Annotated in this window: 11 protein-coding genes; all 11 read left to right on the plus strand. The window is 39.3% G+C overall.

What is annotated here, in order from left to right:
* Nucleotides 1-308: 308 nt before the first annotated feature.
* The 11 genes from DIS06_RS11520 (at nt 309) to DIS06_RS11570 (ending at nt 12,419) form a co-directional block, all read left to right on the plus strand.
* Complete coding sequence (locus DIS06_RS11520; protein WP_110113424.1) at nt 309-3,092, plus strand: DUF6359 domain-containing protein; 2,784 nt, start codon at nt 309-311, stop codon at nt 3,090-3,092.
* A gap of 42 nt (nt 3,093-3,134) precedes the next feature.
* The gene (locus DIS06_RS11525) at nt 3,135-3,434 is read left to right on the plus strand and encodes a hypothetical protein (RefSeq protein ID WP_110113425.1); all 300 of its coding nucleotides are present in this window, start codon (nt 3,135-3,137) and stop codon (nt 3,432-3,434) included.
* A gap of 63 nt (nt 3,435-3,497) precedes the next feature.
* The gene (locus DIS06_RS11530) at nt 3,498-3,896 is read left to right on the plus strand and encodes a DUF948 domain-containing protein (protein ID WP_110113426.1); all 399 of its coding nucleotides are present in this window, start codon (nt 3,498-3,500) and stop codon (nt 3,894-3,896) included.
* 198 nt (nt 3,897-4,094) lie between these two features.
* Nucleotides 4,095-5,084, plus strand: coding sequence for a LacI family DNA-binding transcriptional regulator (locus DIS06_RS11535; protein WP_110113427.1), 990 nt, complete (start codon nt 4,095-4,097; stop codon nt 5,082-5,084).
* Complete coding sequence (rbsK, locus tag DIS06_RS11540) at nt 5,077-5,955, plus strand: ribokinase (RefSeq protein ID WP_110113428.1); 879 nt, start codon at nt 5,077-5,079, stop codon at nt 5,953-5,955. The genes DIS06_RS11535 and rbsK overlap by 8 nt, the downstream gene beginning before the upstream one ends.
* A complete protein-coding gene (gene rbsD, locus DIS06_RS11545; RefSeq protein WP_110113429.1) occupies nt 5,952-6,347 on the plus strand; it encodes a D-ribose pyranase in 396 nt (131 codons plus the stop codon). Before rbsK ends, rbsD begins: the two co-directional genes overlap by 4 nt.
* A gap of 15 nt (nt 6,348-6,362) precedes the next feature.
* A complete protein-coding gene (locus DIS06_RS11550; protein ID WP_110113430.1) occupies nt 6,363-7,844 on the plus strand; it encodes a sugar ABC transporter ATP-binding protein in 1,482 nt (493 codons plus the stop codon).
* Between the two features lies 1 nt (nt 7,845).
* The gene (rbsC, locus tag DIS06_RS11555; protein WP_110113431.1) at nt 7,846-8,802 is read left to right on the plus strand and encodes a ribose ABC transporter permease RbsC; all 957 of its coding nucleotides are present in this window, start codon (nt 7,846-7,848) and stop codon (nt 8,800-8,802) included.
* 36 nt (nt 8,803-8,838) lie between these two features.
* Nucleotides 8,839-9,732 (plus strand): ribose ABC transporter substrate-binding protein RbsB, encoded by an 894-nt coding sequence (gene rbsB / locus DIS06_RS11560; protein ID WP_481746861.1) that lies wholly within the window; start codon nt 8,839-8,841, stop codon nt 9,730-9,732.
* A gap of 285 nt (nt 9,733-10,017) precedes the next feature.
* A complete protein-coding gene (locus DIS06_RS11565) occupies nt 10,018-11,283 on the plus strand; it encodes a 3D domain-containing protein (protein ID WP_110113433.1) in 1,266 nt (421 codons plus the stop codon).
* 299 nt (nt 11,284-11,582) lie between these two features.
* A complete protein-coding gene (locus DIS06_RS11570; RefSeq protein ID WP_110113434.1) occupies nt 11,583-12,419 on the plus strand; it encodes a YitT family protein in 837 nt (278 codons plus the stop codon).
* The last annotated feature ends 30 nt before the right edge of the window (nt 12,420-12,449 follow it).

Here is a 12,449-nt window from a genome sequence, read left to right on the forward strand (position 1 = left end):
TATACAAGAAAAGCTTTACCGTTCAATCGAATGGTAAAGCTTTTGTTTTTTCTCCTAATTTTTTGAACAAAAGTAATATGTAGGTAAAAAAGATTATTTTTCGAAAGATTGAATACGTTAATTAGTTCTATTTACGTGTTTTTTCCACTTTTTACATTATCTTTACAAATTCATAAAAAAGCTCTGCTAAAATAGAATTTGTATGCGGAATTTAGCATAATTTATCGAAAAGTCTGGAGGTCTTCGTTAGGGGAAATGAATGGAACAGCACATCATGAATAAAAATACAAAAATAAGGGAGAAGAAACATGAAAAGAAAATCAAGCAACAAATTGTTTAGCCTTATTGTCATTTTTACGTTTATGGTCAGTTTATTCACACCAGCAATTTCGCAAGCTGCGACTGTTAAATCAGTTAGTGAAGCGATCGCGAATAATGCAGGAACTGCAACAGTAGAAGGATATATTGTTGGTTTTACAAAAGGATCAAAATCATATCAATTTGAAAGTCCTTTCGCTTCGAATCAAAATACAAACATTGCTATTGCAGATAAAATCGATGAGAGAGATCCAGCGAAAATTTTACCTGTTCAATTACCATCAGGGAAGATACGTGCAGGATTAAACTTATTCGAAAATCCTCAACTTCTTGGTCAAAAAGTTCAAATCACAGGTTCATTAGAAGCATACTTCACGGTACCAGGGTTAAAGACACCGACATCTTTCGAGCTAATTGATGATACAAAAGTAAAAGCGGTTGTTGCTTCACGAGCTTCAGGTCCAGTAGAAGAAGGCGCAAAAGTTGAACTATCAACAGGCACGGAAGGAGCAACAATTCACTACACAGTGGACGGTTCAGAGCCGACTGTAGAGAGCTCTACATATACAGAACCACTTACAATTAACAAAGAAACAACGGTGAAAGCTTTTGCTGTAAAAGACGGATTAGAAGCAAGTAGTGTAAACACGTTTAACTATATTATTCAAAAAGAAAACTTACGCATTCATGACATTCAAGGAGTAGGACATGCTTCTCCTTACAATGGTCAAAACGTAGCAAACATAGAAGGAATTATTACGAAGGTTGTCGACGCTAGCAACTTTTTTATGCAAGACCAACAGCCAGATGATGATGATCGTACATCTGAAGCAGTTTTAGTCTATAAGCCATCTCACGGTATGCAAGTAGGAGACATTGTCAAAGTAGACGGACAAGTGAAAGAGTGGGTATTAAATGGCTACTCTGATAAGCTACAAACAGATTTAGCAATGACAGAGATTAACGCAACAATGATTCAAAAAGCAGGAACAGGCGAACTACCAGCACCAATTGTGATTGGAAAAGACGGTCGTGTACAGCCAACAGGTGTAATCGATAATGATCAATTCGCTGAGTTTGATCCCGAAGAGGATGGCATCGACTTTTTTGAAAGTCTTGAAGGCATGCGTGTTCAATTAAACAACCCTGATATTGTTGCACCACAAAAATACGGTGAGTTAGCGGTTGTTGTTGATAACGGAACGGCATCAAAAGAGCGCACATCAGCAGGTGGATTAAAGTTAACAGAAACAAACTATAACCCAGAGCGTATTTTTATTGAAATGGGTAATCGTGATTATGTAGCAAAAGCAGGAGATAAGCTAAATGGAGAAGTAGTTGGAGTTGTTAGCTATGGATTTAGCAACTACAAAGTGTTAGTCGATGAAAAAGAACTTCCTGAGCGTATTGAAGGAACGACAAAACGAGAAGTAACAACGATTGAACCAAAAGAAGATGAACTAACGGTTGCGACATACAACATGGAAAACTTCTCAGCGAACCCTAAAAACACAAGCGATGAAAAGGTAGCAAAAATCGCAGAATCAATGGTACATGACTTAAAAGCACCAGATATTATCGGGTTAGTTGAAGTACAAGATAACGATGGTGAAACGGATAGTGGTACAACAGATGCAACAAAGAGTTATGAGCGTTTAATTAACGGGATTGTAGCTGCTGGTGGACCAACATATGCTTTTACTGACATTGCACCAGAAGATAAAAAAGACGGTGGAGCTCCAGGTGGAAACATTCGTGTTGGATTCCTTTACAACCCAGAGCGCGTGTCTTTAGCGGAAGGTGAAAAAGGAACAGCAACAGAAACAGTTGGATTTGCAAATGGAAAATTAACAGCCAATCCAGGTCGCATTTCACCAGATAAATTTGTAAATACACGTAAGCCGCTTGCAGGACAATTTACATTCCAAGGTGAAGATGTCATTGTCATTGCAGCTCACTTAAACTCTAAAGGTGGAGATCAACCACTTTACGGTAAAAACCAACCACCTGTATTAAAGAGTGAAGTACAACGTGTGCAACTTGCAACAGAGATTAACTCGTTTATTAAAGATGTGAAAGCCCAACACCCAAACATGAACGTAGTTGTTGTAGGAGATATGAATGACTTTGAATTTTCAAACCCACTTCGTGCGCTAAAAGGCAATGAGTTAACGAACATGGTTGAGAAAGTAGAAGAGCAAGATCGTTATTCTTACATTTATCAAGGAAACTCACAAGTTCTTGATCACATTCTTGTATCAAATCACTTAGCAGATCAAACGAAAGTGGATATGGTTCACTTGAATGCGGCATTTATGGAAGAACATGGTCGTGCGAGTGATCATGATCCAGTTATTGTTCAATTAAAGTTAAAAGCTGAACAACCAGTTGAAGAAGATGTGACATACGTTAAAGGATTAAAAACGAATCTTTTCATGGTTAATACAGAAGGATTCATTTATGACTTTGATAAAGATACTGTGATTAAAAAAGCAATTATGGTGAAAAAATCGACCTCGTTACGTGGAGAAGGTTTAAAGAATGCAACCATTCAAATAAAGCCGAATGTCAAAGAAGCGGTCATCAATTTAAATGGTGCAGAAGTCAAAGAAATCATCATTGAAAATGAAGACATAAAAGAAATTACAGGTGCAGAAAACGTTCAATCTATTAAGTTTAAAAAGAACGTAAATCCTGCGAATGTAACCATTACAAACAGCAAAGGCGAGTCAATTGACTCGCTTTTTGTTATGGATAGGAAAGTTGACTTGTGAATGAGAGAAGTGGCAAAATGAAGAAAAAGTAGAGGTGACAGCATGGCATTTGGCATTAATCGAACAGAGCTAAAGGAATGGAAGCAGAAAGTAGCGAGCGGCGAAATTGCTTTTTTAACTCATTATTGGATTGACGATCGATTTCCTGGCGTCAATACAGTCACAAAGGTAGGGTGTGTCAATGTTGAACGATTAGCAAAATGGGGAGAGAAGCACGGCATTTCTGCTCGGTATATTCATCACCGTGCACGGTATCCTCATTTTGATTTACTAGGGGAGCGTCAAAGAGAAATATTAGCAAAAGAGAATTTACTACATCAATTAGACCGGTTTGAATCGTAACGTTATGTTTCAAGAATAGATGGGTATATATAATAGAAGAAACGCGAAGGAGGAGGGTGAGAAGTGATAATCATTGTGTACATAAGCTTAGCTATCATTGTGGGGTCTCTCATCTATTTATCTGTTGTATCGATGAAAGCAGTAAAAGGAATGCAGCCAACCGTTAAACGAATGACGGCAACGACCGAGCGCATGCAAACATCAGTTGAAAAGATAAAACGTGAAACGGATGCATTAACGATGACACAACAAAAACTTCAACAAGACATCAACTATAAAAAAGACGCAGTTCAACATGTAGTGGATGAATGCAAAGCAGTCCCTAAACTGCTACAGCAAACGTGGCGTAGTGGGGAAGCGGATGTGCCTACTCATAGCCCTCAAACATTAGAAGTAGAACGTGTTGTTTTTAAATTCATGGATAAAATCAATAAAAAAAATGTACATCGAGAAAGAGGCTGAGATAAAAGAGTAAAAAGCACGTCTAATCGGATTAGCCCACAGCACCCCTTGCTCCTATCAATTGATAAAGCGGCAAGGGGTGCTAGATGTAAATTTACTTTTTAATTTAGGTCTCATCGTTTTTTTTCTTGTATCATAAAGATGTTCATGTTATTCTATATGTGTAAACGGTTACATAATTCGAGAGGAGGGAAGCGAATGGTGACAATTCGAGACGTAGCGAAGGAAGCTGGTGTATCTGTCGCGACAGTATCACGTGTATTGAATGCAACTGGGTATGTTCATGAAGATACACGAAAGCGCGTAACAGATACAATGAAAAAGCTGAATTATAGTCCGAACGAAGTAGCTCGCTCCCTTTATAAGAAAAAGTCAAAACTCATTGGCTTGTTGCTTCCAGACATTACAAACCCATTTTTCCCGCAGTTAGCAAGAGGTGTGGAAGACGAAATGCAAAAAGAAGGGTTTCGGTTATTGTTTGGCAACAGTGATGAGCAGCCAGAAAAAGAACTCGATTATATTCACACATTTATTCAAAATAACGTAGTGGGCCTTATTTCAGCTACCAATCATACGAGTAAAACAAATTATCAAGATTTATCCATTCCAGTGGTGTTTTTAGACCGCACCTCGAATGATTATCCATCCGTGTATGCAGATGGAAAGGAAGGCGGGAGAATGGCTGCTGAAGAAATCGTCAGAAGGGGAAGTAAACGCGTGACAGTGTTAAAAGGTCCTGCTCACATTCAGCCAGCTCAAGATCGCTTTCAAGGAGCGTTAGATTATTTAATCCAGTCAAACGTCAATTTTCATGTAATGAATACAACGTCTTTTGCATTTGAAGATGCAAAGAAGTGGGCAAAGGAGTTATTTGAAACGTATCCTGATACCGACGGGGTACTCGCAAGTAACGATATTGTAGCAACCGCTGTTTTACATGAAGCATTGCGTCTTGGAAAGACCATCCCACGTGATGTTCAAATTATTGGGTTCGATGATATTCCACAAAGTAGTTTGCTGTTTCCATCTTTATCAACGATTAGACAGCCTGCATATGAAATGGGAAGAGAAGCGGCAAAGCTGTTAATAAAGTTAATGAAACAAGAGCCGATTGATCAAAAGCATATTCAAATGCCTGTTACATTTATAAAAAGAGAAACGACGAGAGAGGTTGAGACATATGAGTAACATCGTAGTTATTGGAAGTTCATCTATGGATTTAGTTGTCACATCTGCGAAACGACCAGGTGCTGGAGAAACTGTTCTTGGAGAGTCATTTAAAACCGTACCAGGTGGGAAAGGTGCCAATCAAGCAGTTGCAGCAGCACGATTAGGAGCAAATGTTACGATGATAGGTCGTGTTGGAGATGATCATTACGGAGCAGCGATTTTAGAAAACTTTAAGCAAAATGGTGTTTTTGTCAACAATGTGGAACCGGTTACAGATATGGAGAGTGGAACCGCTCATATCATTTTAGCTGAAGGTGACAACAGCATTGTGGTTGTAAAAGGGGCGAACGATTACGTAACACCGAATTATGTGAAAAGTGCGATCAATAAAATCAAAGAAGCAAGTATTGTACTGATTCAACAAGAGATTCCAGAAGAAACCGTGGAGTATGTGAGTGAGGTTTGCAGTAAATACAATGTTCCGCTTTTACTAAATCCAGCACCAGCGCGTCCACTTTCACAACAAGTCATTGACCGTGCAACCTACATTACACCAAATGAGCATGAAGCTTCTGTGTTGTTTAATAGGTTGAGTACGAAAGAAGCACTGAAGCAATACCCAAATAAAGTCTTTATCACAGAAGGAAAACAAGGCGTGCGTTATTATGATGGTGAAAAAGAAGTGCTCGTGCCTTCTTATCAAGTAGAAGCGGTTGATACAACAGGGGCAGGAGATACATTTAATGCTGCACTTGCTGTTGCGTTAGCAGAAGGAAAAAGCATTGAAAAGAGTTTACGGTTTGCAAACCGTGCAGCTTCATTATCTGTTACGAAATTTGGAGCACAAGGCGGGATGCCGATGAGAAAAGAAGTGGAGGAAACGTTATGAAGCGACATGGTATGTTAAATAGTCATATCTCAAAAGTATTAACAGACCTTGGACATACAGACCTCATCGTAATTGCCGATGCAGGTCTTCCAATTCCAGATCACGTACAACGCATCGACTTAGCTCTCACATTAGGTGTTCCGAGTTTCAAAGATGTAGTTAATGCGGTGACAGATGACATGGTCGTGGAAAAAGTCATCATTGCAAGTGAAATGAAGGAAAAAAATGAAGAAACGATGCAATACATGACGGAGCGCTTTACAAAGGCTGACATGAGTGAAGTGTCTCATGAGGAATTTAAACAATTAATGAATAACGCAAAAGCAGTCATTCGAACGGGAGAAGTTACTCCTTATGCCAATTGTCTGTTACAAGCAGGTGTAATCTTCTAGAAAGAGGTGAGTGTCATGCATATTCAAATGAACAATATTTACAAAGCATTTGGGACGAATCAAGTATTAACAGGAGTTAACTTCGACTTACAAGAAGGTGAAGTACACGCTCTAATGGGAGAGAATGGTGCGGGTAAGTCGACGATGATGAATATTTTGACAGGTCTTCATAAACGAGATGAAGGCACAATTTTCATTGACGGAAAAGAAACGTATTTTGCCAACCCGAAAGAAGCAGAGCAAAATGGAGTTGCTTTTATTCATCAAGAGTTGAACGTCTGGCCTGATATGACCGTACTTGATAACTTATTTATTGGAAAAGAATTGCGGTCTCCGCTTGGCTTCTTAAAAACGAAAGAAATGAAAGCGTTAGCAGAAAAGCAGTTTAAAAAACTTGCTGTAACGATTCCTCTTGAGCAAGAAGCAGGACTTTGTTCGGTCGGACAACAGCAAATGATTGAGATTGCAAAAGCACTGATGACAAATGCGAAAGTGATTATTATGGATGAGCCAACAGCGGCACTAACGGAACGCGAGATTGAAAAGCTATTTGAGGTGATTAACGCACTTCGTAAAGAAGGAGTATCAATTGTGTACATTTCACATCGAATGGAAGAAATCTTTGCAATTTGTGACCGTATTACGGTGATGCGTGACGGAAAAACAGTTGATACAACACCTATTCCTGAGACGAATTTTGATGAGGTTGTTCGTAAAATGGTTGGCCGCGAATTAACTGACCGGTTTCCAAGTCGTGAGCCAAAGCTCGGTGAGACGGTTTTAGAAGTAAAAGCAGCAACAAGAAAAGGTGTGTTTGAAAATGTCAGCTTTTCTGTACAATCGGGTGAGATTGTTGGAGTATCTGGACTAATGGGTGCCGGTCGAACAGAAATTATGCGTGCGTTATTTGGGCTTGATCAGCTTGATTCAGGAGAGGTATGGGTCAATGGTGAACGTGTCACCATTAAGAATCCGTCGGAAGCAGTTAAATTAGGTATTGGTTTTATTACAGAAGATCGTAAAACCGAAGGACTTGTACTAGATTTCTCAATTCGTGATAATATGGCTCTTCCCAATTTAAAGAGCTTCTCAAAAAAGGGTGTTATTGATTATCAAACAGAAACAGAGTTTGTCGATTTATTAATTAAGCGTTTACAGATTAAAACAGAATCTGGTGAAACGAGTGCAAAAAACTTATCAGGTGGTAATCAACAAAAAGTGGTCATTGCGAAATGGATTGGCATTGGACCAAAAGTGTTAATTTTAGATGAACCAACACGAGGAGTCGATGTTGGAGCAAAGCGTGAAATTTATCAATTAATGAATGAATTAACTGAACGCGGTGTAGCCATTGTGATGGTATCATCTGAACTTCCTGAAGTACTTGGAATGAGCGACCGCATCCTTGTTGTCCATGAAGGACGAATTAGCGGTCAGTTAATGAAGAGTGAAGCGACGCAAGAAAAAATTATGACATTTGCAACGGGAGGGCAGTAACATGAAACAATCTGTCAAAAAAGTCAATCATGTGGATAATTTACTGCAAAAGCTAGGTCCATTACTCGGACTGATCATGTTAGTCGTCATTGTGTCCATTTTAAATCCGAGTTTCTTAGAACCATTGAATCTATTAAACTTGCTTCGTCAAGTGGCGATTAATGCATTAATTGCGTTTGGGATGACGTTCGTGATTTTAACAGGTGGAATTGATTTGTCCGTCGGTTCGATTTTAGCGCTTTCTAGTGCTTTAATGGCGGGGATGATTGTATCAGGGATTGATCCCATTTTAGCGATTTTAATTGGCTGTTTATTAGGAGCAGGCATGGGAGCAATCAATGGCCTTTTAATTACAAAAGGAAAAATGGCACCGTTCATTGCAACATTAGCAACAATGACTATTTTTCGAGGTCTTACGCTCGTATACACAGATGGAAATCCGATAACAGGACTTGGTGAGAACTACTTATTTCAATTGTTTGGTCGTGGGTACTTCTTAGGTATTCCTGTTCCAGCGATTACGATGATGCTGTCGTTCGCCGTGCTGTGGGTGATTTTGCACAAAACACCATTTGGACGTAAAACATATGCGATTGGTGGAAATGAGAAGGCGGCCATTATTTCAGGAATAAAAGTTCCACAAGTGAAAGTCATGATTTACTCGTTAGCAGGACTACTTGCAGCATTAGCAGGAGCCATTTTAACATCACGATTAAATTCAGCACAACCAACAGCTGGAACATCGTACGAATTAGACGCGATTGCAGCCGTTGTATTAGGTGGGACAAGTTTATCAGGTGGTCGTGGCTTAATTGTTGGAACATTGATTGGGGCATTAATTATTGGGACATTGAACAACGGTCTAAATTTATTAGGTGTCTCATCCTTTTTCCAGATGGTTGTAAAAGGTGTTGTTATCTTAATTGCAGTGTTAATTGATCGTAAAAAATCAGCATAGGAGGGGTTCTCATTGAAAAAAGTCTTACTTGTATTGATGTCACTCTCATTATTAATCTTAGGGGCTTGTTCGTTAGAGCCCCCAGAATGGGCAAAACCATCTAAAAAAGGAAACAAGGATGAGATTAAAATTGGTTTATCTGTTTCGACGCTAAATAATCCATTTTTCGTTTCATTAAAAGATGGCGTCGTAGAAGAAGCGAAGAAACAAGGGATGGACGTTGTGGTAGTGGATGCACAGAACGATTCAGCAAAGCAAGTGAATGACGTAGAAGACTTGTTGCAACAAGGTGTGGATGCGTTGTTAATTAATCCAACTGATTCAGCTGCGATTTCAACAGCGGTGCAGTCAGCAAATAGCATTGGTGTTCCGGTTGTGACGTTAGACCGTTCAGCAGAAAAAGGAGACGTCGCAACACTAGTGGCTTCTGATAACGTAAAAGGTGGTCAAATGGCTGCTGATTATATTGTTGAGATGGTTGGAGAAGGTGCAAAGGTAGCAGAGCTTGAAGGGGTACCAGGTGCTTCAGCTACGCGCGAACGCGGAAAAGGATTCCACAATGTAGCAGACGAAAAGCTAGAGGTAGTAGCAAAACAAACAGCAGACTTTGATCGTACAAAAGGGTTAAATGTGATGGAAAACTTACTACAAGGAAACCCAGATATCCAAGCTGTATTTGCACACAATGATGAAATGGCATTAGGGGCTATTCAAGCGATTAGCAGTTCAGGACGCGAGATTCTTGTCGTTGGATTCGATGGAAACGAAGATGCTGTGAAAGCGGTAAATGAAGGCAAGTTAGGAGCAACTGTTGCGCAACAACCAGAGTTAATTGGTGAAATGGCGGTACAAGCGGCTGCGGATGTACTACAAGGAAAGAAAGTAGAAAAGAATATTGCCGCACCGTTGAAGTTAATGGTGAAGGAGTAAATAAAAAGAGTTGTAAGCTGTCTTGAAAGGGATGAATTTCTCCTTTTTAGGCAGCTTTTTTCAATGAATGACATCAAATTGCAATAAAAAGAGAGAAAAGACTGTTAGATAACTAGCTAACGAATGAGTAGCACAAATGCTGATTTGACAAGGGTTTATCGACTTTTTGTAACATTTAGGTAACAAAAACATACAAATTATCCCATCTTTTTAACGCTTTTGTAACATAAATATGACACTTTTTATGGTATAACTATACGTACGAAGAAAGGGGACTACTAAAATATGAAAATATTACGAAACATGGTGCTCATGACCTTGGCTTTTGTTCTTTCAATGTCAAGTATGATTGAGACTCATGCGCAAACTAGTCAGGACACCTTGCGTAACATGGAACAGCAACTTCAACAACACGAAGAGACGCTTAAACAAAAAGAGAAAGAAAAGCAGTCTGTTCAAGGTGAAGTGCAAAACATTCAAACAGAGCTTAATGCCTTACATAATGTGATTAACGATAATAAAGAAGATTTAGCTCAAACGGAGCAAAAAATAAAAGACATTCGTGCCCTAATCGAAGAGCGTAAAGAAGAAATCATCGTTCTTCAAGAGAAAGTAATGGGACGTAAAGATGTGATGGAACAGCGCCTTGTATCCTTGCAACAAAGTGATCAAACCAACGCGTTTATTGATACGTTGTTTAGCGCTGAAAACTTCTCAGATTTTGTGGCACGTGTAACAGCGGTTACAACATTGTTTAACGCTGATCGTGACATTCTTACTCAGCATCAAGATGATTTAAATCGCATTGAAGAAAATAAAAAAGAAATCGATAAGCAAGAGAAAAACCTTGTTGAAGAGCAACAAAAATTGGCGGATAAACAAGTGGAGCTAGATCAAAACTTGCAAGCACGTCAAGTTGCATTAACAGCGATGCAAGAAAAATATAGCCAAGTTGTCAATGAGTTAACAATGGCTGAACAAGAAAAAGTAAAGATTTCATCTCAAATGAGAGAAGCGCAAGAAACGATTAAGCGTGAGCAAGAAGCTGCAAGACAGCGTGCGGCACAATTAGCGAAAGCAAAAGCAGAGCGTGAAAGAGCAGCAAAAGAAGAAGCGCAAGCAGTGGCAGCTAGTAAGCCAGCACCGAGCAAATCAACACCAAGTAAACCAGTTGCTGCTAAGTCGAGCAAATCAACACCAAGTAAGCCAGTTGCTGCTAAGCCAAGCAATAAGCCAGCACCAAAACCAATTTCTTCAGGGAAAGAATTTTATGTATCAGCGACAGCTTATAGCCATGAAGAAACAAACGCAAATGGTGGTTGGACAGCTGCGGGTTATAACATTAAAAACAATCCAAATATGAAGCTAATTGCGGTTGATCCTTCCGTTATTCCACTCGGTAAAAAAGTGTGGGTAGAAGGCTATGGCGTCGCTGTAGCTGGTGACACAGGTGGAGCGATTAAAGGATATAAAATCGATGTATTAATGCCATCAAAATCTGCGGCTCTTTCTTGGGGACGTAAACAAGTAAAAGTAAAAGTGCTTGATTAAGAAGCAAAAGCGGTTGTCAAACCTATTGGCAATCGCTTTTTTATCGTCTATGATAGAAGAGTTGTATAAGAGGCTGCCAATAAAGGAGAGAAATACTCCTATCTGAATTAGTCCACAACAGCTCTTTTTGAGAAAATCTAGGAGTTAGCTAGAGAATCAGAGTTACATTGTTTTTACTGATTGTAGATAGTCTCGTCTAAAACATGTGATATGCAGAGGAAGTTGTGGTACACAAAGCGGGTGGCATAGCGTATCAGTAACAAGTTCGTTTAAACAGCTGAAGAAAGGAGTGTAGCGAGATGAAAGGGAACATTCAAGAAATTATGATGATTATTTTAGGGGCGTTTTTATTTGCGTTCGGTATTAACTATTTTGCCATCCCAAATGAGTTAGCAGAGGGCGGTATTACAGGTGTGACGATGATTACTTACTATTTATTTAGTTGGTCACCCGGTATTGTGAACTTTGTTTTAAATGGTCTTTTGTTAGCGGTAGGATACAAGTTAATGCCAAAGCGTGTGACGGTATATACGATTATTGCCATTATTTTTACGTCGTTGTTTCTTTACGTAACAGAAGGGTATCACACAACAAGTGATGACGCGCTTCTAGGCTCAATTTTTGCAGGGATTTTAGTTGGGATTGGTTTAGGTCTTGTGATTCGATTTGGTGGTACGACAGGTGGGTCGACTGTTATTGCGAAGCTTGCGAATCAGTATTTAGGTTGGAACCTAAGCCGTTCGATGATGCTTGTTGACTTACTCGTTGTTGCAAGTGCGTCATTTGTAATCGGGCTTGAAAAAACGATGTATACCGTTATCTCCATTTATATTAGTACAAAAGTGCTTGACTATATTATTGAAGGAATGGATGCGCGTAAGGCCGTTACGATTGTTTCGCATCAATCAAATGAAGTGGCTCAACGAGTAAACAAAGAGATGGACAGAGGGGTAACCGTCTTTTCAGCACATGGTAGCTATACAAAGGAAGAAAAAAATGTCTTGTACGTAGTCATTAATAAACAAGAATTAATGCAATTGCGTAAAATTATTCAAAGCATCGATGAGAAGGCCTTTGTTGTCATTCACGATGTGAAAGATGTATTCGGAGAAGGATTCACGTTCCCAAAAACTTAATAAAGTGAAGAAAGCAGATAGCGTCTCTCT

The sequence above is a fragment of the Bacillus sp. CGMCC 1.16541 genome (assembly GCF_003184905.1).
Taxonomy (GTDB): Bacteria; Bacillota; Bacilli; order Bacillales; family Bacillaceae_H; genus Priestia.